24 protein-coding genes and 1 pseudogene are annotated in these 24,367 nt (G+C 66.0%); 10 read left to right on the top strand and 15 right to left on the bottom strand.

What is annotated here, in order from left to right:
• Positions 1 to 119 precede the first annotated feature (119 nt).
• The 3 genes from QOL68_RS07920 to QOL68_RS07930 all read left to right on the top strand — a co-directional run bounded on the left by QOL68_RS07920 (position 120) and on the right by QOL68_RS07930 (position 3,427).
• Positions 120 to 584: a hemerythrin domain-containing protein gene (locus QOL68_RS07920; protein ID WP_204991999.1), complete on the top strand. Its 465-nt coding sequence runs from the start codon at positions 120 to 122 to the stop codon at positions 582 to 584.
• Positions 585 to 725: 141 nt separating this feature from the next.
• Entirely contained in the window at positions 726 to 3,071 is a 2,346-nt protein-coding gene (locus QOL68_RS07925) for a TonB-dependent receptor (protein ID WP_282949098.1), read from the top strand.
• Positions 3,072 to 3,157: 86 nt separating this feature from the next.
• Positions 3,158 to 3,427: a DUF3297 family protein gene (locus tag QOL68_RS07930; RefSeq protein WP_282949096.1), complete on the top strand. Its 270-nt coding sequence runs from the start codon at positions 3,158 to 3,160 to the stop codon at positions 3,425 to 3,427.
• Between the two features lie 104 nt (positions 3,428 to 3,531).
• Here the strand turns inward: QOL68_RS07930 and QOL68_RS07935 are convergent, their stop codons facing one another.
• The 3 genes from QOL68_RS07935 to QOL68_RS07945 form a co-directional block, all read right to left on the bottom strand.
• A complete protein-coding gene (locus QOL68_RS07935) occupies positions 3,532 to 4,098 on the bottom strand; it encodes a CHAP domain-containing protein (protein ID WP_282949094.1) in 567 nt (188 codons plus the stop codon).
• Between the two features lie 166 nt (positions 4,099 to 4,264).
• Positions 4,265 to 6,619, bottom strand: coding sequence for a putative bifunctional diguanylate cyclase/phosphodiesterase (locus tag QOL68_RS07940; protein WP_282949092.1), 2,355 nt, complete (start codon positions 6,617 to 6,619; stop codon positions 4,265 to 4,267).
• 169 nt (positions 6,620 to 6,788) lie between these two features.
• Positions 6,789 to 8,540 (bottom strand): fatty acyl-AMP ligase, encoded by a 1,752-nt coding sequence (locus QOL68_RS07945; RefSeq protein ID WP_282949090.1) that lies wholly within the window; start codon positions 8,538 to 8,540, stop codon positions 6,789 to 6,791.
• A gap of 181 nt (positions 8,541 to 8,721) precedes the next feature.
• On the opposite strand from QOL68_RS07945, the gene QOL68_RS07950 reads away from it, so the two are divergent.
• The 4 genes and pseudogenes from QOL68_RS07950 to QOL68_RS07965 form a co-directional block, all read left to right on the top strand.
• Positions 8,722 to 9,294, top strand: a complete 573-nt coding sequence (locus tag QOL68_RS07950; RefSeq protein WP_282949088.1) for a regulatory protein RecX — start codon at positions 8,722 to 8,724, stop codon at positions 9,292 to 9,294.
• Between the two features lie 31 nt (positions 9,295 to 9,325).
• The gene (locus QOL68_RS07955) at positions 9,326 to 9,805 is read left to right on the top strand and encodes a DUF192 domain-containing protein (protein ID WP_282949086.1); all 480 of its coding nucleotides are present in this window, start codon (positions 9,326 to 9,328) and stop codon (positions 9,803 to 9,805) included.
• Positions 9,806 to 9,865: 60 nt separating this feature from the next.
• Complete coding sequence (locus QOL68_RS07960) at positions 9,866 to 10,252, top strand: NADH:ubiquinone oxidoreductase subunit NDUFA12 (RefSeq protein WP_204991991.1); 387 nt, start codon at positions 9,866 to 9,868, stop codon at positions 10,250 to 10,252.
• A 240-nt stretch (positions 10,253 to 10,492) separates the two neighbouring features.
• A pseudogene (locus QOL68_RS07965) lies at positions 10,493 to 10,663 on the top strand (DUF2155 domain-containing protein); the annotation flags it as partial.
• Positions 10,664 to 10,698: 35 nt separating this feature from the next.
• Here the strand turns inward: QOL68_RS07965 and aat are convergent.
• Together aat and QOL68_RS07975 are read right to left on the bottom strand one after the other, a co-directional pair.
• Complete coding sequence (gene aat / locus QOL68_RS07970; protein WP_204992078.1) at positions 10,699 to 11,490, bottom strand: leucyl/phenylalanyl-tRNA--protein transferase; 792 nt, start codon at positions 11,488 to 11,490, stop codon at positions 10,699 to 10,701.
• The gene (locus QOL68_RS07975; RefSeq protein WP_282949083.1) at positions 11,487 to 12,323 is read right to left on the bottom strand and encodes a class I SAM-dependent methyltransferase; all 837 of its coding nucleotides are present in this window, start codon (positions 12,321 to 12,323) and stop codon (positions 11,487 to 11,489) included. The genes aat and QOL68_RS07975 overlap by 4 nt, the downstream gene beginning before the upstream one ends.
• 68 nt (positions 12,324 to 12,391) lie before the next feature.
• Here QOL68_RS07975 and QOL68_RS07980 point away from each other — a divergent pair, with 68 nt between their 5' ends.
• The gene (locus tag QOL68_RS07980; RefSeq protein WP_283404287.1) at positions 12,392 to 12,565 is read left to right on the top strand and encodes a hypothetical protein; all 174 of its coding nucleotides are present in this window, start codon (positions 12,392 to 12,394) and stop codon (positions 12,563 to 12,565) included.
• A 39-nt stretch (positions 12,566 to 12,604) separates the two neighbouring features.
• Here the strand turns inward: QOL68_RS07980 and QOL68_RS07985 are convergent, their stop codons facing one another.
• The 6 genes from QOL68_RS07985 to QOL68_RS08010 all read right to left on the bottom strand — a co-directional run bounded on the left by QOL68_RS07985 (position 12,605) and on the right by QOL68_RS08010 (position 19,322).
• A complete protein-coding gene (locus QOL68_RS07985; RefSeq protein WP_058455191.1) occupies positions 12,605 to 14,098 on the bottom strand; it encodes a TadA family conjugal transfer-associated ATPase in 1,494 nt (497 codons plus the stop codon).
• Between the two features lie 192 nt (positions 14,099 to 14,290).
• Positions 14,291 to 14,548, bottom strand: a complete 258-nt coding sequence (locus QOL68_RS07990; protein WP_058455190.1) for an ATP synthase F1 subunit epsilon — start codon at positions 14,546 to 14,548, stop codon at positions 14,291 to 14,293.
• Between the two features lie 123 nt (positions 14,549 to 14,671).
• Positions 14,672 to 16,210, bottom strand: a complete 1,539-nt coding sequence (gene atpD / locus QOL68_RS07995) for a F0F1 ATP synthase subunit beta (RefSeq protein WP_082657781.1) — start codon at positions 16,208 to 16,210, stop codon at positions 14,672 to 14,674.
• Between the two features lie 24 nt (positions 16,211 to 16,234).
• On the bottom strand, positions 16,235 to 17,110 hold the full coding sequence (locus QOL68_RS08000; RefSeq protein ID WP_282949077.1) for a F0F1 ATP synthase subunit gamma: 876 nt from the start codon (positions 17,108 to 17,110) through the stop codon (positions 16,235 to 16,237).
• Positions 17,111 to 17,185: 75 nt separating this feature from the next.
• The gene (gene atpA, locus QOL68_RS08005) at positions 17,186 to 18,715 is read right to left on the bottom strand and encodes a F0F1 ATP synthase subunit alpha (protein ID WP_282949075.1); all 1,530 of its coding nucleotides are present in this window, start codon (positions 18,713 to 18,715) and stop codon (positions 17,186 to 17,188) included.
• A 40-nt stretch (positions 18,716 to 18,755) separates the two neighbouring features.
• On the bottom strand, positions 18,756 to 19,322 hold the full coding sequence (locus tag QOL68_RS08010; protein ID WP_204991986.1) for a F0F1 ATP synthase subunit delta: 567 nt from the start codon (positions 19,320 to 19,322) through the stop codon (positions 18,756 to 18,758).
• A gap of 280 nt (positions 19,323 to 19,602) precedes the next feature.
• On the opposite strand from QOL68_RS08010, the gene QOL68_RS08015 reads away from it, so the two are divergent.
• Complete coding sequence (locus QOL68_RS08015; RefSeq protein WP_283404288.1) at positions 19,603 to 20,280, top strand: dienelactone hydrolase family protein; 678 nt, start codon at positions 19,603 to 19,605, stop codon at positions 20,278 to 20,280.
• 51 nt (positions 20,281 to 20,331) lie between these two features.
• Here the strand turns inward: QOL68_RS08015 and QOL68_RS08020 are convergent, their stop codons facing one another.
• Positions 20,332 to 21,489 (bottom strand): serine hydrolase domain-containing protein, encoded by a 1,158-nt coding sequence (locus tag QOL68_RS08020; RefSeq protein WP_282949070.1) that lies wholly within the window; start codon positions 21,487 to 21,489, stop codon positions 20,332 to 20,334.
• On the opposite strand from QOL68_RS08020, the gene QOL68_RS08025 reads away from it, so the two are divergent.
• A complete protein-coding gene (locus tag QOL68_RS08025) occupies positions 21,488 to 21,916 on the top strand; it encodes a hypothetical protein (protein ID WP_282949068.1) in 429 nt (142 codons plus the stop codon). The genes QOL68_RS08020 and QOL68_RS08025 overlap by 2 nt on opposite strands.
• Here the strand turns inward: QOL68_RS08025 and QOL68_RS08030 are convergent.
• The 3 genes from QOL68_RS08030 to QOL68_RS08040 are packed head-to-tail and all read right to left on the bottom strand — an operon-like array spanning position 21,913 to position 24,169.
• Entirely contained in the window at positions 21,913 to 22,158 is a 246-nt protein-coding gene (locus QOL68_RS08030) for a hypothetical protein (protein ID WP_058455184.1), read from the bottom strand. The two genes, QOL68_RS08025 and QOL68_RS08030, sit on opposite strands and share 4 nt — an antisense overlap.
• Positions 22,159 to 22,161: 3 nt before the next feature.
• Positions 22,162 to 23,406 carry a low temperature requirement protein A gene (locus QOL68_RS08035; protein ID WP_082657780.1) on the bottom strand — a complete coding sequence of 415 codons (1,245 nt, stop codon included), beginning with the start codon at positions 23,404 to 23,406 and terminating at the stop codon, positions 22,162 to 22,164.
• Positions 23,396 to 24,169 carry a helix-turn-helix transcriptional regulator gene (locus QOL68_RS08040; RefSeq protein ID WP_282949065.1) on the bottom strand — a complete coding sequence of 258 codons (774 nt, stop codon included), beginning with the start codon at positions 24,167 to 24,169 and terminating at the stop codon, positions 23,396 to 23,398. The genes QOL68_RS08035 and QOL68_RS08040 overlap by 11 nt, the downstream gene beginning before the upstream one ends.
• Between the last annotated feature and the right edge of the window lie 198 nt (positions 24,170 to 24,367).

Below are 24,367 nucleotides of genomic sequence, written 5' to 3' on the forward strand. Positions count from 1 at the left end.
GCCGACTGACGGGCGGACCAAATTGCCACAATGGCGGCGATTGTGACGCCATCATTTACGGTCCCTTCATCGCCCTCAAGATAGGGAGGCGGCGAGGGACCGCTCATTCTGGATCGGTCATGCCCAATATCCGCGAAATCGAACGGCTGCGCGCCGAACATGCGGCGATCGAGACGCTGTCGCGCTTCCTGCTGGCGCTGGTCGCGGCGCCGCATCCGCCGCGCCCGACCGAACTCGCCGCGGTGCGCGGGATGCTACGCGACACGCTGGTCCGCCACCTGAAATGCGAGGATTGGGCGCTCTATCCGCGCATGCAGTCGAGCGGCGACGCCGAGGTGATGCGGATAGCGAGGATCTTCGTCGATGAGATGGGGCATATCGCGGGCGATTTCGCCGCCTATGATGCGCGCTGGACGCCCGAGGCGGTCGAGGCCGACTGGGACGGGTTCCGCGGTGAGACCATCGGCATCCTCGATGCGCTGGGGATGCGGATCGAGCGCGAGGAGCAGCAGCTTTATCCGCTGGCCGAACGCCTTCCCATCGGCGGAGAGCGGCAGGCGCCGCCGCCGCGCGCTGCCGCCTGAGGTCGATTTTCCCCCCTTTTCACAGACGGTTCATCGACATGTCATCGCCGTGTCACGCCTTCGCCGCAGTGCAGCAATCTGACCGATCTAGAGCCCCCGCGACCCCGGCGCCATTCCGGTGCCGGACAAGGGGATATCCGAATGACGACCTATTTTTCGCACGGCTTGCGGGCCGGAGTGGCGGCGATCGCGGTGCTGGCCGCGACGCCCGCGCTGGCGGGCGAGGCTGTGGACGCGGCGGCGGGCGACGCCGCGGCCGATGACGCGGCCGGCTATGGCGACGACATCGTCGTGCTCGGGCAGGGCGAGGCGCGGCAGGTGCAGGAAATCGGCGCCGCCGACATCGCGCTGGAAGTGTCGGGAATCAGCCCGCTGAAGGCGATCGACAAGCTGCCGGGCGTGAATTTCCAGTCGGCCGATCCCCTGGGCGCCTATGAATGGTCGTCGCGCATCTCGATCCGCGGTTTCTCGCAGAACCAGCTCGGCTTCACGCTCGACGGGATTCCGCTGGGCGACATGAGCTATGGCAACCATAACGGCCTGCACATCAGCCGTGCGATCATCAGCGAGAATGTCGGCCGCGTCGAAGTGGCGCAGGGCGCGGGTTCGCTCGCCGCGGCATCGTCGAGCAATCTTGGCGGGACGATCGAATTCTTCTCGCGCGAGCCCGCCGAACAGCTCGGCATCGACGTCGCCGGCACCTGGGGCAGCGACGAGAACAAGCGCGTCTTCGCGCGGCTCGACAGCGGCGAGATCGTCCCCGGCGGGCCGCGCCTGTCGCTGAGCTATGCCTGGCAGGATGCCGATAAGTGGAAGGGCGACGGCGCCCAGCGGCAGGACCAGGTCAATGCGCGCATCGTCCAGCCGGTCGGCGACGGGCAGGTCTTTGCCTTCGTCAACTACTCGAACCGCCGCGAGAACGACTATCAGGACCTCAGCGCCGAGATGATCGGCCGTCTCGGCTACAAGTGGGACAATTTCGCGAAGAACTGGGACTATGCGGTGCTGATCGCCAGCATCTACCAGAACCAGAATGCCCGCGCCGCCTATAATGCCGGGATCGCGAACGGAACGATCCCCGCAGGCACGCCGTTCGTCGCGCCCTATGCCGGGGTCGGCGAGACCTTTCCGCTGCTGATCAAGACGGTCGACGACGCCTATTATGACGCGTCGGGGCTGCGCAAGGACTGGCTGGCGGGCGTCGGGCTCGACGTGCCCTTCAACGACTATTGGTCGATGAAGCTGCAGGGCTATTATCACGGTAACGACGGCCGCGGTCTCTGGTACACGCCCTATGTCGTGACCCCCGGCGGCGCGCCGATCACGATCCGCACCACCGAATATGAGATCGAACGCTATGGCATCGTCGCGTCGAGTAGCGTCACTCTGGGCGCCAACACCGTCGAAATCGGCATGTGGTTCGAGGATAACGACTTCAACCAGGCGCGGCGCTTCTATGGCCTCGCCGACACGCGCGGCGCCCCGAGCCGCGGCAGCCTGACCTTTCCGAAAGACCCGCTCGCGACGCAGTGGGAGTTCGATTTCAACACCCAGACGCTGCAATATCACGTGCAGGACACGCTCGATCTGGGCGCGCTGCGTCTCAACGCAGGGTGGAAGGGGCTGCGCGTCACCAACAAAGCGACCCCGATCGTCAGCGGCGGTCTCGCCTCGGGGCGGACCGAGGCGAAGGACTGGTTCCTGCCGCAGGCGGGCCTGCTCTATCGCCTGAACGACGATAACGAGCTGTTCGCGAGCTATACCCAGAATATGCGCGCGTTCGAATCGTCGGCCACCGGCGGTCCCTTCGCGACGACGCAGGCGGGCTTCGATGCGCTCGATCTCAAGCCCGAAACCTCGACCACCTATGAACTGGGGTTCCGTACCAAGTCGCGCGTCTTCCAGGGCGTGATCGCGGGCTATTATGTCGACTTCAAGGACCGGATCATCGCCTTCGCCAACGGGTCGGGCATCCAGGGCAATCCGGCGATCCTCAGCAACGTCGGCGACGTCCGCTCGTGGGGCATCGAGGCGGCGGGGACGTTCAATGTCACCCCCGAACTCTCGCTCTTCGCCTCCTACGCGTACAACGACTCCGAATATCAGGACGACGTCGTGAATGCGGCGGGCACCGTCATCGTCGCGACCGCAGGCAAGACGGTGGTCAATTCGCCCAAGCATCTCGCGAAGGGCGAGATCACCTGGGACAACGACCATCTGTTCGCGCGCATCGGCGCCAACTACACGTCGAAGCGCTATTACTCCTACCTCAACGACGCGGCGGTCGGCGGCTTCGTGATCGTCGATGCCAGCATCGGCTATCGCCTGAACGAGAAGATCTCGATCCAGGCGAATGCGACGAACCTGTTCGACAAGGCCTATGTCTCGACGATCGGGACGAACGGTTTTGCGAACAGCGGCGACAGCCAGACCCTGCTGGCTGGCGCGCCGCAGCAGTTCTTCGTGACGCTGAAGGCGGGGTTCTGACGCCGCTCCGATCGACGCCTTGTGATTGACTGGGATGGCGCGGTCCAGCTAGGGCCGCGCCATTCTCTTTTTTCGGAAGTTGCATCATGACCGACACGCCGCCCGACCATCTGTCGACCAACCCGCGCTCGCCCCATTTCGAAATGGAGGTGCTTCAGCGTGGCATCGGCATTCGCTTCAAGGGCAAGGAACGCACCGACGTCGAGGAATATTCGATCTCGGAAGGCTGGATCCGCGTCGCCGCGGGCAAGTCGAAGGACCGGTTCGGCCAGCCGATGACGATCAAGCTGTCGGGCGAGGTCGAGGCGTGGTTCGAGGATGCGGGCGGCGAGGACGGCGAAGCGTCGGAAGACTAACTGCCCATCGTCATTGCGAGCGCAGCGAAGCAATCCAGAGTAGCGTCAGGCCGCCCTGGATTGCTTCGCTGCGCTCGCAATGACGTGTCTGGAATAATTTCCGCTCAGCGGAGCGAGGCGACGACGAGGTCGAGACCGTTGCCGGGCTTCCAGTCGTTCGCGGCCCATTTGGGTTCGCCGCCGCCGAAACGGTGGTCGGGCTTCGCATCGCCGCCGGCGTAGATGAAGCCCTGCACCGGATTGGCGCGCAGCCCAAGGTCGCCGATCGGCGCGTACCAGACGCGGACCGAGCTCCAGTCACCCGACGCGCTGACGTCGACGACGCGGACGTTGCGCTCGATCTGGCCGCGACGGCCGCCGATCGGCGACCAGTTGGCATGGTCGATCAGGATTTCGCGGTCGCTGACGATCTTCTTGACGACGGCGACATGGCCGAGCGGCATGCCGCCGGTGCCGGCAAAGGCCATCACGGCGCCCTTGCGCGGTTCCTGGCCGCGCTCATAGGCGCCGGCAGCCTGCGACCACCAGGTCTTGGCATTGCCGCGGATCTCGACGCCCGATTCGGCGCGGGCGAAGGGGACGCATTGCAGATAGTCGCGGGCCATCGCGGGGACGCTGGACAGCAGCGTGGCGCACAGGGCGAAAGCACCCAGGAAGCGGCGATGGAACATGGAAGGCGACCCCCGTTTGGCTTGTCTTCAAGCGTTGGAGTGTCCTTGCCGCGCTTATGAAACGGCACCAACCATCTAGCGGTGAATCGCGCCGTCGATGCGGTGAGCGGGGGAACCTTTTGTTAAGCCGCTCTATTCGTCGCGCGAGACCTTCCGGTCGTCGCCGTCAGGCGGCGGCGGTCGATACCGGGTCGGGGCGGCGGAACAGCGTCAGCACGTCGGAGGCGGGCATCGGGCGGCCGTAATAATAGCCCTGGATATTGCTGCAGCCGAGCGTGCGGAGCGTATCGACCTCGACCTCGGTCTCGGCGCCCTCGGCGGTCGTCGACATGCCGAGGCTGTCGGCGAGCGCGACGACGGCGCGGATGATCGCGATCGATTCGATGCTGCCCTTGGCGGCGCCGACGACGAAGCTGCGGTCGACCTTGATCGTCGAGAATTGCGTCTTGCGCAGATAGCCGAGCGACGAATAGCCGGTGCCGAAATCGTCGAGGCTGAGGCGGATGCCGAGCCCGATGAGCTGGTCGAGCAATTGCGCCGCCCCGCCGCCGTCGCGCAGGAACACGCTTTCGGTGACCTCGATCTCGAGCCGCTGCGGCGGGAGCCCGCTCTGCGCGAGCGCCGAGACGACGACCGAGGCGAAGGCCGGATCGGTGAGCTGCTCGGCCGACACGTTGATCGCGACCTTCAGGTTCTGCGGCCATTTCATCGCTTCGTGGCACGCGGTGCGCAGCACCCATTCGCCGATCGGCGCGATCAGGCGGCTGTCCTCGGCAAGCGGGATGAAGCGCCCGGGCGAGACGTTGCCGAGCTTCTGGTTGTGCCAGCGGATCAGCGCCTCGAAGCCGTTCAATGTCCCGTCCTCGGCGGTGACGACGGGCTGGTAGTAGAGTTCGAATTCGCCGCGATCGAGCGCGCCGCGTAGTTCCTGCTCCATCACGCGCCGCTCCTCGGCCTGCGCGTGGAGCGAGGCGACATAGGCGGCGACGACATTGCCGCCCTTGTCCTTCGACTTGTAGAGCGCAAGGTCGGCGTTGCGGGTGAGCGTCTCGACCGTCGCGCCGTCCTGCGGACCGATCGCATAGCCGACGCTGGCGCCGACGAAGAGCTGGTGGTTCTCGACCACATAGGGACGGCTGATCGTCTGGATGATCCGTTCGGCAAGCTCCTCCGCCGCGGTCGCCGAGGCGACATTGTGGAGCACGACCGCGAACTCGTCGCCGCCGAGGCGGCCGCAGGTCATCCCGCGCTCCATGATCCCCTTGAGCCGTGCCGACACCTGCGCGAGCAGCTTGTCGCCGGTCGGGTGGCCGAGCGTATCGTTGACCGCCTTGAAGCGGTCGAGGTCGATCATCAGCATCGCGCAGCGCGACTTGGTGTCGATCGCCTGCGACAGCGCGCGGGCGAGATCCTCATGCAGGCTGAGGCGGTTGGGCAGGCCGGTGAGATTGTCGAAGCGCGCCATGCGCGCGATCTGTTCGGCGCTGGCATGTTGTTCGGTGACGTCCGACCCGACGCCGCGGAAGCCCAGGAACTTGCCCGTTTCGTCGAGGCGCGGCGAGGCCGACAGCTCCCACCAGCGCGGCTTGCCGCCGATGGTGACGGGAACGATCAGGTTCGAGAAGCTTTCGCGCCGCTTCATCCGCTCGGCCATGTCGTGCAGCGTCTTCGAGAAATTGCCCGACTCCCAGGCATCGCCCGACAGCGCCTGGAGCAAAGGCACGCCTTCGAGCGCCTCGGCGGTGCCGCCGAGCGCATAGGCGAGGCGCGGCGAGACATGGATGAGGCGGCGGTTGTTGTCGGTCTGCCACAGCCAGTCGGCCGAGGTTTCCTCGAACTCGCGGAGCAACAGGCTCACGGTCTCGGTCTTTTCGTGCAGCGTTTCCTCGGCGCGCCGGAAACGGACATGCTGCTGGCCGAAACGGATGCAGAAGGCCGAGAGCATCAGCGCGGCGAGGCTGGCGACCGCGGCCATCGGCGGCGATCCGGCGGCGACCATCGCGCCCGCCGCCGACACGCTGACGGGCACGATGAACTGCAGGCAGGCGCGCGGCATACTGTGCGCGATGATCGCCAGTGTCAGCATCATCAGCAACACGATCATCCACAGCGACAGCACATGGTCGAGCGGCGGCGCGGCGCCGCGCAGCCAGAAGGGGACCGACCACAGCACCGCGGCATAGAGGGCGTGGCGGTTGCACAGCCGGTATTCGGTGATTCCCGACAATTTGGGGTCACCGAGCGGAAGCTTTGCGAAGAGATTGAACGACCAGAGGCAGAAGGCGAGCGCACAGGCGAGCCAGCCGCTGACAATCGGCCAGGGCATCGACGGCGCCATGGTGAAGGCGGCGACGAACGCCATCGCCGCGCCCGCCCACAGGCGCAGCGGACCCTTGCCGCGGAGCGGCGCGAGCTGGAGCTGTCGGAGGTCCCCCAGATCCTCGTCGCGCGGCCCCAGCCCCAAAAGGGTCCGCACAGAAACATCCTTGGCAACAATCTGGTCGGTCAGCAGGCTTTTCACGGGGCCTGCTTAGCGCCCGCGGGTTACCCGAAGGTAACTATGCACTTCTTGGTGCTGGATTTTTCGTCCCGCAGCGGGACAGCGGAGGAGGGGCGCGTGGCCCCCCGTCACCCCGGATCGAGTCCGGGATGACGAAAAAGGAAATGCCCGAAAGCCTCGCCTGCGCGCCTCAGGCCGCCAGCGCGAAGGGCTGGATTTCGCCGGCCAGATATTGCGCGCGCGCCTTCGAGCGGCTGAGCTTGCCCGAGCTGGTGCGCGGCAGGGTGCGTGGCGGGATCAGTTCGACGAGGCAATTCATGCCGGTGATCGCACGGACGCGGTCGCGAATCGTCTCGCGCAGCGCGAGCCGTTCGGCCTCGTCGCTGGTGCGGCATTGGACGAGCACCGCGGGGGTCTCCTCGCCGCCCGGCGCGGTGATCGCAAAGGCGGCAATGTCGCCCGACTTGAAGCCGGGGAGCTGCTCGACCGCCCACTCGATATCCTGCGGCCAGTGATTTTTGCCGTTGATGATGATCATGTCCTTGGCGCGGCCGACGATATAGATGTAACCGCCTGACAGATAACCCATATCTCCGGTGTCGAGCCAACCGTCCTTCATGCAGGCCGCGGTCGATTCGGGGTCGCGGAAATAGCCGGTCATCAGCGACGGGCCGGTGCACCACACCTTGCCGACGGTCTGGTCGGGCAGGATGTTGCCATCCTCGTCGCGAACTTCGATCGTCATGTCCTTGACCGCCTTGCCGCAATTGACGATCGCGCGGAAACGCGTCGGCCGGCCGGCGTCGCCTGCGGCGCCCGACAGCTCGGTTTCCTCGACCAGCTCGACGACGATACCCTCGCCCGGGGGCATGATGCTGACCGCGAGCGTCGCCTCGGCAAGGCCGTAGCTCGGCAGGAAGGCGCTCGCCTTGAAGCCCGCGTCGGCGAAGGCATCGACGAATTTCTGCATCACGTCGGGGCGGATCATGTCGGCGCCATTGCCCGCGACGCGCCAGCGCGACAGGTCGAAACGGTCCGCTACGTGGCTCTGGCTCGAGATGCGGCGTGCGCAGATGTCGTAGCCGAAGGTCGGCGAATAGCTGAGCGTCGTGCCCTCATTGCGGCTGATCAGGTCGAGCCAGGCGAGCGGACGGCGGGCGAAATCCTCGGTCTTGAGATAGTCGACCGACACCTGGTTGGCGACGGGCGAGAGGAAGCAGCCGACGAGACCCATGTCATGATACCAGGGAAGCCACGAGACGCAGCGGTCGCTATCCTGCAGCTCCATGCCGTGCGAATGCGCCGACAAATTGTTGAGCAACGCGCCGTGGGTCACCGCGACGCCATGCGGGAAGCGCGTCGAGCCGCTGCTGTACTGGAGATAGCAGGTCTCGTCGCTCTTCTGTTCGGGGAGCGCAGCGATCGGCGCGGCACGCGTTTCGAACTCGCTCCAGTCGATCGGTTCGACCCCGCGCTCGTTCGCCGCGTCGGTCGCCATCGCGGCGATTTCGGGCGGGAAAAACAGCATCTTGGGGTCCGAGCTCGTCAGCTGGACGACGAGCTGGCCGACATAGGAATCGCGCCCGCCGAAGCTGGTCGGCAGCGGCAGCGGCACCGGCCAGGCGCCGGCGTAGATCGTGCCGAAGAAAAGCGCCGCGAATTCGGGGCCGGTCTCGGCGATCAGCGCGATGCGGTCCTCGGGCCGCACCCCCGCGGCGATCAGGCGGTAGGCGGTGCTGAGCGCGTCGGCCTTGAGCTCGGCGTAGGAATAGGCGCGGGTCAGGCGCCCGCGCGGATCGTGGAAATTGAGGCCGCGCGTGCCGCTGGCGGCATAGTCGAGCGCTTCGCCGACGGTGGCGAAGTCCGAAAAGCGGCGCGGCTGCGCGCAGAAGGTCGGCGTCGGCACGAGCGCGTCCGCCGCGGGGGCAGGTGTGTCGGTCATAAAGGATGCTGAGTCCCGGGAAACAGGGCGTGCGGCAACAATCATGTCATCTTTCGGTGCCATCGTTTGTTTGCGCGACCTCTGACAGTTGGAACGAATTGGCCCTTTCGCGGGCCGTTGGGCCCGATATGCGGGTTCTGATCGTTCTCAATCGGGCCCGACTGTGGCACAAACATGGCATATGGCCAATCGTCGCAATCCATCCGACCGGCGCAGGGCGCGACTTGACGCCGCGCGGCTCGACGAACTGGCGCTCGCCTATGTGGCGCGTTTCGCGACGAGTCGGGCCAAACTGCTGCGCTATCTGTCGAGAAAGGTTCGCGAATCGGACTGGATCGACGAGGGTGAGGCCATGGCGGCGTGCGAGGCGGTGGCCGACCGGATGGAACGGCTGCGCTTTCTCGACGACAAACACTATGCCGCGATGCGCGCGGGCGCGATGACGCGGCGCGGGCTGGGGGTGCGGCGGGTGAAGGCGCAGCTCTTCGTCGACGGCATTTCGGCCGACGACAGCGGCGAGGCGATTTCCGAGGCCGAGCAGCATGCGCTGGCGGCGGCGATCGGCTTCGCGCGGCGGCGGCGCTTCGGGCCGTTCGCGGTGCGCGCGGCGGACGACCCGGCGCTGCGCGAACGGCAGATTGCCGCCTTCGCGCGCGCGGGGCACAGTCTGGCGTTCGCGCGGCGCATCCTCGCGGTTGCGCCGGGCGACGAGGAGGCGCTGGCGGCGCTGGACGGCGAAGCGGCGCTCGATTAGGCCTCCGGCGAGCGAGAAAGAGGATTTGCCGATGCGTTTGCCGCTTACCGTCGTTGCTCTGGCGCTCGCCACGCCGCTGGCAGCCTATGGCGCTTATAGCGCCTACAATGCGTTCGGCTCCGAAAAGGCGGACGAGGCGACGATCCCGTTGACCATCGCGATGCCCGGACAGAAGCACACGTTCCGCGTCGAGGTCGCGCGCACGCCGGAAGAGCAGGAAAAGGGGCTGATGTTCCGGACCGGTCTGCCCGCCGACGGCGGGATGCTGTTTCCCTTTCCGAAGCCGAAGATCGCGAGCTTCTGGATGCAGAACACCGTGATCCCGCTCGACATGATCTTCGTCCGCGCCGACGGCAGCATCGACCGGATCGCGGAGAATACCATCCCCGAATCGCTCGAGCCCGTGGTCAGCGGCGGCGAGGTCGCGGCGGTGCTCGAACTCGCGGGAGGGACGTCGGCGAAGCTCGGGCTCGACGAGACGGCGAAGGTGACGTGGAAAGACGAGAAATAGGGTTGCGGCGCGCGGTTTGCGGCTTGCTTAGCGCGGGGGCTTGCCTGTAAACGCCACGCCATGAGCATCCTTGGCAAGATTTTCACCTGGTGGGACGGCGCGACCTTCGGCACGCTGCTGGATAGCTGGAAAAATGGCGAGAAGGTGGGCGAGGACAGCCTCGGCAACACCTATTATCGCGCTCGCAAGGGCAACCGTCGCTGGGTGATCTACAAGGGATCGAACGACGCGAGCCGCGTGCCGCCCGAATGGCACGGCTGGCTGCACGGCACGCTCGACGAATTGCCCGGCGATGCGCTGCCCGCGCCGCGCGCCTGGGAGAAGGAGCCGAGCGCCAACCTGACCGGCAGCCTTGGCGCCTATCGCCCCGCGGGCGCGCTCGAACGCGGCGGCCACCGCGCCGCGGCGACCGGCGATTACGAGGCGTGGCGTCCCGGCGCCGACTGAGTTCGCGTGACGCCCACCGCAACCCGGATCACGCTGCTGGCGCTTGTCGCAGCGACCGCGCTCACCGCCTGCGATCGCGGCGGGGACGGCAAGCGGCCGGGCGAGACGAGCGCGCAGCTCGCCAAGTCGGACCATGTGCCGAAGGAAGTCGGCGGCATCGCGGGAGCGACCCCGATGGAGCAGCGCGTCGCGGTGCTCGGCCTGCTCAACAAGCGCAACGGGCTGGTCCGCGAGATCGAGATGAAGCCGGGCGAAAGCGCGCGCATCGGCCGTGCGATCGTCCGCCTGCGCGCGTGCGAGACGACCGCGCCGTGGGAAGATCCGCCCGAGACCGGCGCGTTCGTTCAGCTGACCGTTCAGGATCAGCGCGACGACAAATGGTATCGCGTCTTTTCGGGCTGGCTGTTTCGCGAACGGCCCGAACGCAATGTCATCCAGCACCCGATTTATGACGTCTTCGTCAAGAGCTGCGCGATGACATATCCGGGCGGCGAACCGGTGGCTCGTCCCGCGCCCAAATCGGCCTCGGCGGCGCCCAAGGCGTCGAGCGCGCCCCAGTCGCCCGCGACGAACGGCGGCGAGGGCACGCCCGCGGCGCCTGCGCCCGCCCCCGCTGCCGCGGCGCCCAAGGCTGCGCCGTCTCCCGCGCCGTCCGACAAGACCGAATAGAGCCGTCCCAGATAATCGGCCTGGCTGATCTCGATCGCGCCGAGGCTGGCGAGATGCGGGGTGATGAACTGGCAATCGAGCAGCCGCCACCCGCCCGCGATCAGCCGCGCGACGAGATGGGCGAGCGCGACCTTCGACGCGTCGCGGGTTCGGCTGACCATCGATTCGCCGAAAAAGGCGCGGCCGAGCGAGACGCCGTAAAGACCGCCGGCCAGCGCGCCGTCCAGCCAGACTTCGACGCTGTGCGCGTGGCCGAGGCGGAACAGCCGTTCGTAGCTCGCCTTGATCACCGGGTTGATCCACGTCGTCGGCCGGTCGGCGGCGGGCTCGGCGCAGAGCGCCATCATGTCGGCGAACGCCGTGTCGGTGGTGACGCGAAAGCGGTCGGAGACGATGACCTTCTTGAGGCTGCGCGACAGATGGAAGCCGTCCAGGGGCAGGATCGCGCGCAGCCGCGGCTCGACCCAATGGACCGACGGGTCATCCGCCCCGTCGGCCATCGGGAACAGCCCCTGCGCATAGGCGCTGAGCAGCAGCGCGGGGTCGATCGTTTCCTGATGCCGCGTCAGGAGGCGGGCTTCACGAATTTCAGCGTCATGCGGTCCGATTCGCCGATCGCGAGATATGTGTCGCGGTTCGCGTCGCCCTCGGTCAGCGTCGGCGGCAGCGTCCACACGCCCTTCGGATAATCCTTCGTGTCCTTCGGGTTGGCGTTGATCTCGCTCTTGCCGGCAAGCTTGAAGCCCGCCGCTTCGGCGAAGCCGATGATCGAGCTTTCCTTCATATAGCCCGATTTCTCCTCCTTCGCGCTGTCGTCGCTTTCGTTCAGGCGGTGGTCGACGATGCCGAGCGTGCCGCCGGGTTTGAGCATCGCGAAAATCTGCTTGAAGGCTTCGGCGGTGTTGTCCGTGCCGTCGAAGCGCCAATTGTGGACGTTGCGGAAGGTCAGCACGACATCGGCGCTGCCGTCGGGCACCTTCGGCCCGGCCCCGGTCGCGGGAAATTCGGCGAGCTTCACTGCGCCATATGTGGCGGCGTCGGCGGCCTGCTTCGCCTTGACGCGGGTCAACCCGCGGTCCCACGGCGCGGCGGCATAGAGCGTGCCGCCGCCTGTTTTCGCCAGCGGAGCGAGGATTTCGGTGTACCAGCCGGCGCCCGGCCACAGCTCGACGACGGTGTCGCCGGGCTTCACCCCGAAGAAAGCGAGGGTTTCGGCGGGGTGGCGATATTTGTCGCGGGCGACGTTGGCGGGGGTGCGGGTCGGCGCGGCGACCGCGGCGGCGAGGGCATCGCCCGGCTTCGCGGCGGAATCCTTCGCGACCGCATCGTGCGAAGGGGCGCTGCAGGCGGCGGCTACGGCGGTCAGCAGCGCGGCTATTGCAACGGGACGGAAATGACGCATATCGGCACCTCGTTCTTGGGGGGAAGGAGCCCCTGTTTGCGAAGGGATGCGCGTCAATGCAAGGGTCGATGCTGACGGTGAGCGCGATGGGCGCTGTGGTCGCGGTGGTCGCCGAGATCGCCGACTATCGCCGCCGTCACCGCCGCGACGTCGATGCGGTCGGTTTCATGCCGTGGCGGGGGATCGCGCTGGTGGGAGTAGTGGTCGCCATATTGGCGGCGGCGTTGGCGTTGAAGCCTTGATTTAGCCGTCGCCCCCGCCTTCGCGGGGGCGACGATGTTTTACAGACACGCCTCGAGATAGGGCTGGTCGAAGCCGTACTGGCGCGCCTTTTCCAGCGTATAGGGGCGCAGGCCCATCGCGCGATATTCGCCGACGATCTTGCCGTCCTTGTCCTCGTCGAGATACTCGAACTTGAACAGTTCCTGGGTGACGATGACGTCGCCCTCCATGCCGATCACCTCGGTCACGTTGGTGACGCGGCGCGAACCGTCGCGCAGGCGCTTGATCTGGATGATCATGTCGACCGAGTCGGCGATCTGTTTCGAGATTGCTTCCTTCGGGATCTTGATGTCGCCCATCAGAACCATGTTCTCCATACGGCCGAGGCATTCGCGCGGGCTGTTGGAGTGAAGCGTACACATCGAGCCGTCGTGGCCGGTGTTCATTGCGGCGAGAAGGTCGAAACATTCGGCGCCGCGGACCTCACCCATGATGATGCGGTCGGGACGCATACGCAGCGCGTTCTTGACGAGATCGCCCATATGAATCGCGCCGTTGCCCTCGAGGTTCGCGGGACGCGTTTCGAGCGGCAGCCAGTGCGGCTGCTGCAGGCGAAGTTCGGCGGCGTCCTCGATCGTCAGCACGCGCTCGCCGGGGTCGATCATCTTCGACAGCGCGTTGAGCATCGTCGTCTTGCCCGAGCCCGTGCCGCCCGAGATGACGATGTTGAAGCGGCTGGCGCCGGCGATCTTGAGCGCGGTGCACATCTTCTGGCTCATCGCGCCCCATTGGCAGAGCATGTCGAGGGTGATCGGCTTGGCCGAGAATTTACGAATCGAGATCGCGGTGCCGCGAAGCGAGAGCGGCGGGACGATCACGTTGACGCGGCTGCCGTCCTTGAGGCGGGCGTCGGCGAGCGGCGTGGTCTGGTCGACACGGCGGCCGACCATGTTGCAGATGCGCTGGGCGATCTGGAAGAGATGCTGTTCGTCGCGGAACTGGATCGGCGCAATGACCAGCTGCCCCTTGCGCTCGACATAGGTCTGGTACGGACCGTTGACCATGATGTCGCTGATTTCGGGATCGGCGAGCAATTCCTCGAGCGGGCCGAAGCCGAGCAGCTCGTCGACGAGCACCTTTTCGAGCGCGAACTGCTCGCGGCGGTTCAGCGTGATGCGCAGTTCGGTGAGCACTTCGAGGATGATCGGGCGGAATTCCTCGGTCAGCTCGTCCTTGCTCAGCGTCGCGGCGGCTTCCGGGTCGACGCGTTCGAGCAGACGCGGCAGCACCTGTTCCTTGATCTTGTGGACGCTGGCCTCGAAGCCCTGTGCCTTTTCGGGCTCGGCCATTTCGGCGGTCGAGCGCTGGTTCAGCCGCTCCATCGCCTCTTCTTCGGGCGACAGGTTCAACGAGAGCGGTGGCGCTTCGGCGGACGGCGTGTCGAGGGCAGGGAATTGCGACCCCCCGCCGAAGCCGGGGCCAGTCTGCATCGGCTTGGCCACGCCGAAGGCGGGGCGGCCAGCGGTACCGGGTCGGCGTCCGAATGCGCTCATCACATCATCCTGTTTTAAACCAACAAGCTGGGAAATTTGCCGATTTTCATGGCCAAGTTCCCATTCGATACGGTGAATAAATCGGAAACTTTGACATTCTCCTAATACGAAGGAGGTTGTGGCATCGCGCATGTAAAAAGGGCCCGCATCCGGTGGATGCGAGCCCTTTTGATGCGCCGTGGACGGCGAAAATCAGCCGGCGATATGCTCGGCGAGGACGGTGAGGCCGGCCTCGTTGACTTCGGCGAAGCCGCCTTCGACCTCGATCGTCTCGGGGGCGGCGCCATTGGTCGCATAGACGGTCAGCGGGCCGTTGCGCAGCGTCGCCATGAACGGCGCGTGGCCTTCGAGCACCGAGAAGTCGCCCTCGCTGCCGGGTACGGTGACCATATAGACGTCGCTCGACCGCTCGAGGCGGGCGGGGGTGACGAGTTCGAACTTCAGAGCCATTCTCAAATCTCCCCCCTCCCGCTTGCGGGAGGGGTCGGGGGAGGGACCGTTTCGTTTATAGCGGAGGGCAGTCCCCTGACAGGCCCTCCCCTAACCCCTCCCGCAAGCGGGAGGGGAATTTGATTACGCAGCGTCGGCGGCCAGCTTGGCGGCCTTGGCGACCGCTTCCTCGATGCCGCCGACCATGTAGAAGGCCGCTTCGGGGAGGTGGTCGTACTCACCGTCGACGACGGCCTTGAACGACTTCACCGTGTCTTCGATCGCGACGAACTTGCCGGGGATGCCGGTGAAGACTTCGGCGACGTGGAACGGCTGCGACAGGAAGCGCTGGATCTTGCGCGCGCGGGCGACGACGAGCTTATCTTCTTCCGAAAGCTCGTCCATGCCGAGGATCGCGATGATGTCCTGCAGCGACTTGTACTTCTGCAGCGTTTCCTGAACGCGGCGGGCGGTTTCGTAATGCTCCTGGCCGACCGTCGCGGCGGTCAGCACGCGCGAGGTCGAGTCGAGCGGGTCGACCGCGGGATAGATGCCGAGTTCCGAAATCGCGCGGCTCAGCGTCGTCGTCGCATCGAGGTGGGCGAACGAGGTTGCGGGAGCAGGGTCGGTCAAGTCGTCCGCGGGAACGTAAATGGCCTGTACCGAGGTGATCGACCCCTTGGTGGTCGAGGTGATGCGTTCCTGCAGCGCCCCCATGTCGGTCGACAGGGTCGGCTGGTAGCCCACGGCCGAGGGAATACGGCCGAGCAGCGCCGACACTTCCGAACCCGCCTGCGTGAAGCGGAAGATGTTGTCGACGAAGAACAGAACGTCCTGGCCTTCCTGGTCGCGGAAATATTCGGCCATGGTGAGGCCCGACAGCGCGACGCGGGCGCGGGCGCCCGGGGGTTCGTTCATCTGGCCGAACACCAGCGCCACCTTCGACCCTTCGGGGGTCGGGTTGCCGTCGGCGTCCTTGGCGATAACGCCGGCATCGAGGAATTCGTGATAGAGATCGTTGCCTTCGCGGGTGCGTTCACCGACGCCCGCGAACACCGACACGCCGCCATGGCCCTTGGCGATGTTGTTGATCAGTTCCTGAATCAGAACGGTCTTGCCGACGCCGGCGCCGCCGAACAGGCCGATCTTGCCGCCCTTGGCATAGGGCGCGATCAGGTCGATGACCTTGATGCCGGTGACGAGGATCGCGGCTTCGGTCGACTGGTCGACGAATTCGGGAGCCTTGGCGTGGATCGGCGCCGACATGTCGCTGTTCACCGGGCCGCGTTCGTCGATCGGGTCGCCGATGACGTTGAGGATACGGCCGAGCGTCTGCGGGCCGACGGGGACCGAGATCTGCGCGCCGGTATCGGTGACGGGCTGGCCGCGGGTCAGGCCGTCGGTCGCGTCCATCGCGATGGTGCGGACGGTGTTCTCGCCGAGGTGCTGCGCGACTTCGAGGACGAGGCGGTTGCCGTTGTTCTCGGTCTCGAGCGCGTTCAGAATGGCGGGCAGCTCACCCGTGAACTGGACGTCGACAACGGCGCCGATGACCTGCGCGACGCGGCCGGTGGCGGTCGCGTTCGACTTCGCCTTGGGGGCAGCGGTCTTGGTGGCGGCCGGCTTCTTCGGCGCGGCGGCCTTCTTGGCGGGAGCCTTCTTCTCGGCGGGTGCGGTGGCCATGGTCTTCTTCCTTGCTTGGATAGCTTACAGCGCTTCCGCGCCAGCGATGATTTCGATGAGTTCGGTGGTGATCGCCGCCTGACGCGTGCGGTTGTAAACGATGGTCAGCTTGTTGATCAGGTCGCCCGCGTTGCGCGTCGCATTGTCCATCGCGGTCATCGACGCGCCCTGTTCGGAAGCGGCGTTTTCAAGGAGGCCCTTGAAGATCTGGATCGTGACGTTGCGCGGCAAGAGGTCGGCGAGAATCGCCTCTTCGTCGGGTTCGTACTCGACCGCCGCGCCGCTCGACATCGAGGCTTCGGCCGGGGCCGGAACGGGGATCAGCTGCTGGCCGGTCGCGATCTGGAGCAGCGCCGAGCGGAACTTCGAATAGAAGAGGTGCGCGACGTCGAAGGCGCCGGCCTCGAACAGCTCCATGACCTTCGCCGAGATTTCGTGCGCCTGCTCGAAGCCGATGTCGCGGATGCCGGTGGTTTCGTAATTCTCGATGATCTGGCCGGGGAAGAGGCGGTTGATCACCGGGCGGCCCTTGCGACCGACCAGGAAGAACTGGACCTTCTTGCCCTGTGCCTGCAGCTCGAGCGCCTTGTCGCGCGCGGCCTTGACGATGTTCGAGTTGAACGCGCCGGCAAGGCCGCGGTCGCTGTTGAGCACGACGAGCAGGTGCGTGTCGCTCTTGCCGGTGCCCGACAGAAGCTTCGGCGCCGAATCCGACGCGCCAACCTTCGACGCGAGGCTGGCGACGACGCCTTCGAGCCGCTCGGCATAGGGACGCGCGGCTTCGGCCGCGGCCTGCGCCTTGCGCAGCTTGGCGGCGGCGACCATCTTCTTGGCCTTGGTGATCTTCTGGGTCGACTTGACCGAGACGATCCGCCCTTTGAGTTCCTTCAGACTGGCCATCAAGCCTCTCTCTGTGTGTCCCCGCGAAGGCGGGGACCCATGGACCCCCGCCTTCGCGGGGGTACACGTTATGGGTTACGCGAAAATCTTGGCGAAGGCGTCGAGCGCCGCGACCAGGCTCTTCTTGGTGTCGTCGCCCAGATCCTTGGTGTCGCGGATCGCTTTCAGCACATCGGCGTGATCGCTGCGCAGATAGGCGAGCATCGCCGCTTCGTAGCGCGACACGTCGGTCGTCGCGACATTGTCGAGATAGCCGTTGGTGCCGGCGAAGATCGACGCGGTCTGTTCCTCGAACGGCATCGGCTGGAACTGCGGCTGCTTCAAAAGCTGCGTCAGGCGCGCGCCGCGGTTGAGCAGCTTCTGCGTCGAGGCGTCGAGGTCCGAACCGAACTGCGCGAACGCTTCCATTTCGCGGTACTGCGCAAGCTCGAGCTTGATCGAGCCCGACACCTTCTTCATCGCCTTGGTCTGCGCGGCCGAGCCGACGCGGCTCACCGACAGACCGACGTTGATCGCGGGGCGGATACCGGCGTTGAACAGGTTGGTTTCGAGGAAGATCTGGCCGTCGGTGATCGAAATCACGTTGGTCGGGATATAGGCCGACACGTCGCCCGCCTGCGTTTCGATGATCGGCAGCGCGGTGAGCGAGCCCGAACCATTGTCGCTGTTCATCTTCGCGGCGCGCTCGAGCAGGCGGCTGTGGAGATAGAAAACGTCACCCGGATAGGCTTCGCGGCCCGGCGGACGGCGCAGCAGCAGCGACATCTGGCGATAGGCGACGGCCTGCTTCGACAGATCGTCATAGACGATCACGGCGTGCATGCCGTTGTCGCGGAAGAACTCGCCCATGGTGCAGCCCGTATAAGGAGCGAGGAACTGCAGCGGGGCGGGCTCCGACGCGGTCGCGGCGACGACGATCGAATATTCCATCGCGCCATTTTCTTCGAGCTGGCGGACGATCTGCGCGACGGTCGAGCGCTTCTGGCCGACGGCGACGTAGATGCAATAGAGCTTCTTCGATTCGTCGGTGCCCTTGTTCGCTTCCTTCTGGTTGATGAAGGTGTCGATGGCGACCGCGGTCTTGCCGGTCTGACGGTCGCCGATGATCAGTTCGCGCTGGCCGCGGCCGACGGGGACGAGCGCGTCGAGCGCCTTGAGGCCGGTCTGGACGGGTTCGTGGACCGAGGTGCGCGGGATGATGCCCGGCGCCTTCACCTCGACGCGCATGCGCTTGTCGGCCTTGATCGGCCCCTTGCCGTCGATCGGGTTGCCCAGACCGTCGACGACGCGGCCGAGCAGGCCCTTGCCGACGGGGACGTCGACGATCGTGCCGGTGCGCTTGACGACGTCGCCTTCTTTGATCTCGCTGTCCGAGCCGAAGATCACGATGCCGACATTGTCGGCTTCGAGGTTGAGCGCCATGCCCTTCACGCCGTTGGCGAATTCGACCATCTCGCCGGCCTGCACATTGTCGAGGCCGTGGACGCGGGCGATGCCGTCGCCGACCGACAGCACCGAGCCGATCTCGCTGACCGTGGCGTCGGTGCCGAAATTGGCGATCTGGTCCTTGATGACCTTGCTGATTTCAGCGGCGCGGATTTCCATTGTTTAGCCTTTCATCGGGCAAATTTGGCGTGCGGGCTTCTCAGCCCTTCATCGCCTGGGCGAAACTGTTGAGACGGGTACGGATGCTGCCGTCGATCAGCTGGCTGCCCAGCTGGACGACGAGGCCGCCGAGGATGGCGGGGTCGACGGTGGTCGCGATCTGGACGTCGCGGCCGACACGGGTCTTGAGGTTCGCGGCGAGCGCCTTCAGCTGCTCGGCGCTGAGCGGATGCGCGCTGGTGACCTTGGCGGTCACTTCGCCGCGGTGCGCGGCGACGATCGCGTTGAAGGCGCCGATCATCCCGCCGAGGTCTGCAAGCCGGCGGTTTTCGGCGAGGACGCCGAGGAAATTGCCCGTCAGCGAATCGAGGCCGAGCGACCTGGCGACCGCGGCGATCGCCTTCGCGGCGTCGGCGCGGCTGATCACCGGGCTCGAAACGAGCGCCTTGAGGTCGGCCGATTCGGCCAGCGCGTTGCCGAGAACCGAGAGGCTCTTCTGGACGCTGTCGATCGCGTTCGATTCGCGCGCCAGATCGAACAGCGCGCTGGCATAGCGGCCCGCGAGGCCCGCCGTGATGTTGCCCTGAATGCCGCCGGAATTCTCCACGCGCGAAAGTCCTTTTCTACGATCCCTTGGGGGATGGCTGCGCGGATTTTCCCGGCGTCCGAAGACACCCCCGCTGCACAGTCGCGGCGCGCGTAGCAACGATTTTGCTGCAATGCAAGGCGGGGGGTGGGGAGACTGCCCGCTATCTCTCGTCCGTTTGCCTCGCGCTTGTCGAAGGGCCGTCCTTCCTTCAAAGGTTGAAAGAAAGAAGAACGGTGGTTGACCTACGGTCGCCTGGCGGCCCGACAAGCCCGGCACGAACGGAAGAGAGGTGCAGCCCATGGGTGAAATGATTCGCATGACAATGGATGATGGCGCCGAGATCGCCGTCTATCATGTGCAGCCGGAGGGCGACCGCCGGGGCGGGCTGGTGCTGATCCAGGAAATTTTCGGGGTTACCGACCATATCCGCGAGCTCTGCGACGAATATGCCGCCGATGGCTATGAGGTGCTGTCACCCGCGCTGTTCGACCGCGAGCATCCGGGGTTCGAGAGCGACTATTCGGGGCCGCAGTTCGAGCGCGCGGTCGAGCTCGCTCGCAAGCTCCATCCGTTCGAGCAGAGCCTCAAGGATGCGCAGACGTGCATCGATGCACTGAAGGGAAGGGGACCGGTATTCATCACCGGCTATTGTTACGGCGGGTCGGTCGCGTGGCGGATGGCGCAGATCAGCCCCGACCTCTCGGCCTCATCCTCCTATTACGGCAGCCTCGTCCCGACGATGTTCAAGGACGAGGCCCCGGCCTGCGCCACCATCGCCCATTTCGGCCGCTTCGATGCCGGCATTCCGATGGAGGGTGTCGAGGCGCTGATCGCGAAAGACCACCCGACCGCGCAAATCTTCGTCTACGAGGCCGGGCATGGTTTCAACAGCGACCGGCGCAAGGATTATCACGAACCGAGCGCCGATCTGGCACGCGAGCGGACGCTGATGCTGTTCAAGGCGTGCGGGGGCTAAGGCGATGGCGCCCGCAACCGACCGGAGCCGGTCCCAGGCGCGGTGAGCAATTCAAAGCGCGGCGGTCAAATCGGCCAGATGCCGCCGCAGCGCCGGGAACTGGTCGTCCTTTGTGATCCCCAGCCGCACGATCGTCACGCGCTGCGAGGGCGAGACGATGATATATTGCCCCTGATGGCCGATGCAGGCGAACAGGTCGTTGGGGCCGCGGTCGGGCCATAGCGCCTCGTCGGCGCCCGTGGGCCGGCGCCGGTTCAGCCAGATGTGCCCGCCATAGCCCGCGTCCCCGGGCGAGGGCGACAGCATGAAACGCATCCAGGTTTCGGGCAGCAGCCGCTGGCCGCCCGCGACGCCATGGTTGCGTAAAAACTCGCCGAACTTCGCATAGTCGCGCGCGGTCGCGTGCATGATCGAACCGCCGATCATCGTGCCCTTGGCGTCGAACTCGGGCGTCAGGCTGGTCATGCCGAGCGGTTCGGCGAGCCGTCCCGCGATGAACTCGCGCATCGCCTCGCGTCGCGCCTCGGGATTTTGCGACGGGGTCAGCGTGTCGGTCAATATGTCGGACAGGATGACGCTGGTCGCCGAACTATAATTGAAAAGCTCGCCCGGCCGCGCCGCCGCGGGCTTGGCCTCGGCAAAGGCGGCCATGTCTCCGGCGCCGGCGCCGAAGAGCATTTCGACCGTGTCGCCCTTCCACACCGGATCGCCATTTTCGACATGCTCGAGCCCCGAGGCCATGTGGAGCAGGTGGCGCAGGCTGATCGTCCCGCGCGGGTCGCCGCTGCGTTCCCACCCGCTGACCGGCGCGGGCGCGTCGAGCGACAATTGCCCGTCGGCGACAAGAAATCCGGTAAGGACGGCGGTGATGCTCTTTGCCATCGACCAGCTGATCAGCTTTGAATCGGGGCCGAAGCCCTCGCCATATCGTTCGTAGACCGGCTGGCCGTCGCGCAGCACATAGAGCGCGCGCGTCTCGCCCACGTCGTCGGCGTCGTCGAACAGCGCGTCGGCCTTTGCCTTGATCGCGGGGTCGAGCGCCGGGAGCGCGGGCGACGCATCGACCGGCGTGATCTCGTCGAGCGACACGCCAAGCCGGGGGGCGGGTGCGCCGGGTGCGATACCTCCCTGCCCGGCGGCCTGTCCCAGCGACCAGCCGCCGAGAAGGAGCAGCGCCGCACTTGCCAGCATGGCTTTTTTCGTGATCATGGCGCCGGTGACTAACACCAACCCGCCCGAGACGGCAACGCCCGACCGCCAGCCGTCGGCGCCGCCCCCCGAAGTTCCCCCGCACCTGCGCGGCCGCAAGCGTCGCGACGGCAAGAGCGGCGGGAGCCTGCCATGGGCAATCGGCTTTGGCGTCCTGCTGGCGATTTTCCTCGTCTGGAAATTCCCCGCGTTCAAGGCGCAGGCCGAGCTGGGATCGGCCTATGCCGCGCGCGTCGGCTGTTCGTGCCGCTATGTGCAGGGGCGCAATCTCGAAAGCTGCCAGACCGATTTCGAACCCGGCATGGAAATGGTCTCGCTGAGCGACGACCCGGCGACGAAGACCGTGACCGGCAGCGTGCCCATGCTCGCCTCGCGGAGTGCCCGCTTCGCGGGTGCAAGCGGCTGCCTGATCAATCCGTCGGACTAGCGCCCGACGCGCGCGGCGATCAGGGCGACCGCTGCAGGCAGTCCGAAGACGAACAGCCAGACGACGGCTTCCTCGCCCCAGCCATAGCCCGCGCCGAGCACGCCATAGAGAAGGTTGGCGATCGACACGAGCAGCCACAGCGCGAGGAAAGCACGCGTCGCCCGGGACTTGTCGCGGACGAGCAGGCGCAGCCCGATCAGCAGCCCGAGCGCCGCGATCAGCATGATGGCGGTATGCGACATCGTCTATTCTCCCTGCCCATGATCTCTTCGCCTGGCGCGCTCGAACCGGCCGAGCCACGGCGCCCAGCGCCGCCAGCCGCCATGATAGCTGCCCCATTCCCAGATCGCGGTGAAGACGAGCACCGCGAAGGTCGCGATCCCCAGCGTGACCGGCTGCCAATGACCGAACCACGCCGCGGCGCCGACGCCGAAGAGCGCCGCGGCGCCGATCATGTGCGAGAAGGGCGGCAGCGGTCGGCCCGATGTGGCATGCTTGAACCCCATATTGCCGATAAGGAACAGCAGCGGCCCGCCGATCGACACGGCGAGCATCGGAAATTCGATATGTCCGTTCGGGTGCGCGAGCAGCATTTCATCGGCGACCGCCGACACGACCAGCCCCGCGACGATCGGAATATGCCAATAGGTATAAGCGTACCGCGCCAGCAGCCCGGCCGCTTCGGCCGTTTCCATGGCCTGACTGCCGCGCCGCGCGCCGGTGTCGAAATAGAGCCACCACAGCGCCGCGGACCCGAGGAAACAGGTCGCGAAGGCAAGCCAGTGCAGCGGGCTTTGCGGTGTCGTGGCAAAGGTCGCGCCGGTGATCAGCACCCCTTCGCCGAGCGCGATAATGATGAACAGTGCGCAGCGCTCCGCCATATGCGCGCCCGAGATGTCCCAGCTTCCGGCGTCCGACCGGCCGAGCCCGGGAACGCGGAAGAAGGTCGCCGGGCCGGCATAGTCGATCGCGAGCGCCGCCGCCCACAGCAGCATCCGCTGCCCGGGGTCGGCGAGCGCGCCGCCGATCCAGAAGGGCAATGAGAAGAACGACCAGATGATGATGCGGGTGAAGTTGCGCGCCCGCGCGGGGTAAACCCCGTGACTCGCCCAGATCATGTAGAGCGAACGGCCGATCTGCATCGAACAATAGGCTGCGGCGAACAGCCAGCCGGACTTGCCGAAAGCCTGGGGAATCGAACTCGACAGCGCAAGGCCCGCCAGCATCAGCGCGAAGAGCATCAGCCGTACATTGGCGCGCTCCGGGTCGAGCCAGTTCGCGACCCATGTGGTGAAGATCCACACCCACCACACCGCGAACAGCAGCATCAGCGTTTGCAAGGCGCCGAGCCAGCCTAGATGTTCGAGCAGGCCGTGCGACAATTGGGTGATCGCGAAGACGAACACCAGATCGAAGAAAAGTTCGATATTGGTCACCGGCGCATGACCATGGGCGTCGCGGATGCGGAACAGATTTGCCCTAATCGTCACAACTTACCCTCCCGCTCGCAAACGCGCGCCACTCCCCCGGTGACATAGCAAGCTTGCGGCGAAAGACAGCACAGAGATGGGCATGGCTCGAAAAGCCGGTGGCGAAGGCGATCTCGGCGATCGAGAGCGGCCGGTTGGCGAGAAACCAGCAGGCACGCCGCAATCGCTGATGCAGCACATATTGCGCGGGGGTCCGGCCGGTGGCGCGCGCAAAATTGCTGATCAGGCTGTTGACCGACATGCCGGTCTCTGCCGCCATATCCTCGACCGTGATCTGGATTTCGAGCTGCGTCTGGATCGACGCCATCAGCCCGTCGATGCGGCGCAGAAGCGCCTGCGGCAAGGGCAGTGCGATGTTTCGCGCCAGTGCCTCCGCCAGTACCGCGACCAGCGTGTCGGCGGCTTTGGTGTCACCGGCCAGCAGTTTGCGGACGAGGACCGTCATTTGCGGATCCCGATGCGCGGCGATCGCCCGCGCCCCGCCGGGGACCGCAAGCCGCGCGGCCGGAATCTCGATGTGGATCGACCGCGCCGTTCCACCCTTGGCCGTGGCCTTGAACCGTCGGCCGGCCGGCACGAACCATATCTCGTCGGGCAACGGATCCCCCAGCGCGGTGCGATGACCGTCGAGCCAGGTTTCGAGCCAGTGATAGCTGCCAGCGTCGTGAAGGATCAGCATATGGACGTCGCGCTCGACCGTCCAGCTGGCCGGGCCATCGATCGTGTCGGTGATCGAGGCGACCTTGAGTCCTCCCACATCCATGGCGCGAATATGGCAAAGGTGGGAGAATCTGAAAGCCTGCAATAGAGGCGAAACTTATGGTTAACTCGCGCCCGGCTTTTTCGGTCGCCTGATTTGACGAATTGCGGACCACCCGCAGAACCGACCCCTCCCGGCAGGCGGCGGCACCCCTGCCGCCTGCCAACTTTTTTCCAGGTATTCAAGGGTTTGGTGCCGGTG

It is taken from the genome of Sphingopyxis sp. Geo25 (genome assembly GCF_949769135.1).
GTDB lineage: Bacteria > Pseudomonadota > Alphaproteobacteria > Sphingomonadales > Sphingomonadaceae > Sphingopyxis.

Bases quoted from the DNA above. Each gene is read 5' to 3' on its own strand.
- QOL68_RS08015 (WP_283404288.1), top strand. From the start codon at position 19,603: ATGGGTGAAATGATTCGCATGACAATGGATGATGGCGCCGAGATCGCC.
- QOL68_RS07935 (WP_282949094.1), bottom strand. From the start codon at position 4,098: ATGTTCCATCGCCGCTTCCTGGGTGCTTTCGCCCTGTGCGCCACGCTG.
- QOL68_RS08040 (WP_282949065.1), bottom strand. From the start codon at position 24,169: ATGGATGTGGGAGGACTCAAGGTCGCCTCGATCACCGACACGATCGAT.
- QOL68_RS07990 (WP_058455190.1), bottom strand. From the start codon at position 14,548: ATGGCTCTGAAGTTCGAACTCGTCACCCCCGCCCGCCTCGAGCGGTCG.
- atpA (WP_282949075.1), bottom strand. From the start codon at position 18,715: ATGGAAATCCGCGCCGCTGAAATCAGCAAGGTCATCAAGGACCAGATC.
- QOL68_RS07975 (WP_282949083.1), bottom strand. From the start codon at position 12,323: ATGCGTCATTTCCGTCCCGTTGCAATAGCCGCGCTGCTGACCGCCGTA.
- QOL68_RS07980 (WP_283404287.1), top strand. From the start codon at position 12,392: ATGCTGACGGTGAGCGCGATGGGCGCTGTGGTCGCGGTGGTCGCCGAG.
- QOL68_RS07960 (WP_204991991.1), top strand. From the start codon at position 9,866: ATGAGCATCCTTGGCAAGATTTTCACCTGGTGGGACGGCGCGACCTTC.
- QOL68_RS07950 (WP_282949088.1), top strand. From the start codon at position 8,722: ATGGCCAATCGTCGCAATCCATCCGACCGGCGCAGGGCGCGACTTGAC.
- QOL68_RS07945 (WP_282949090.1), bottom strand. From the start codon at position 8,540: ATGACCGACACACCTGCCCCCGCGGCGGACGCGCTCGTGCCGACGCCG.
- QOL68_RS07920 (WP_204991999.1), top strand. From the start codon at position 120: ATGCCCAATATCCGCGAAATCGAACGGCTGCGCGCCGAACATGCGGCG.
- QOL68_RS07930 (WP_282949096.1), top strand. From the start codon at position 3,158: ATGACCGACACGCCGCCCGACCATCTGTCGACCAACCCGCGCTCGCCC.
- QOL68_RS08030 (WP_058455184.1), bottom strand. From the start codon at position 22,158: ATGTCGCATACCGCCATCATGCTGATCGCGGCGCTCGGGCTGCTGATC.
- atpD (WP_082657781.1), bottom strand. From the start codon at position 16,210: ATGGCCACCGCACCCGCCGAGAAGAAGGCTCCCGCCAAGAAGGCCGCC.
- QOL68_RS07955 (WP_282949086.1), top strand. From the start codon at position 9,326: ATGCGTTTGCCGCTTACCGTCGTTGCTCTGGCGCTCGCCACGCCGCTG.
- QOL68_RS07925 (WP_282949098.1), top strand. From the start codon at position 726: ATGACGACCTATTTTTCGCACGGCTTGCGGGCCGGAGTGGCGGCGATC.
- QOL68_RS08020 (WP_282949070.1), bottom strand. From the start codon at position 21,489: ATGATCACGAAAAAAGCCATGCTGGCAAGTGCGGCGCTGCTCCTTCTC.
- QOL68_RS07985 (WP_058455191.1), bottom strand. From the start codon at position 14,098: ATGAGCGCATTCGGACGCCGACCCGGTACCGCTGGCCGCCCCGCCTTC.
- QOL68_RS08000 (WP_282949077.1), bottom strand. From the start codon at position 17,110: ATGGCCAGTCTGAAGGAACTCAAAGGGCGGATCGTCTCGGTCAAGTCG.
- QOL68_RS08025 (WP_282949068.1), top strand. From the start codon at position 21,488: ATGGCGCCGGTGACTAACACCAACCCGCCCGAGACGGCAACGCCCGAC.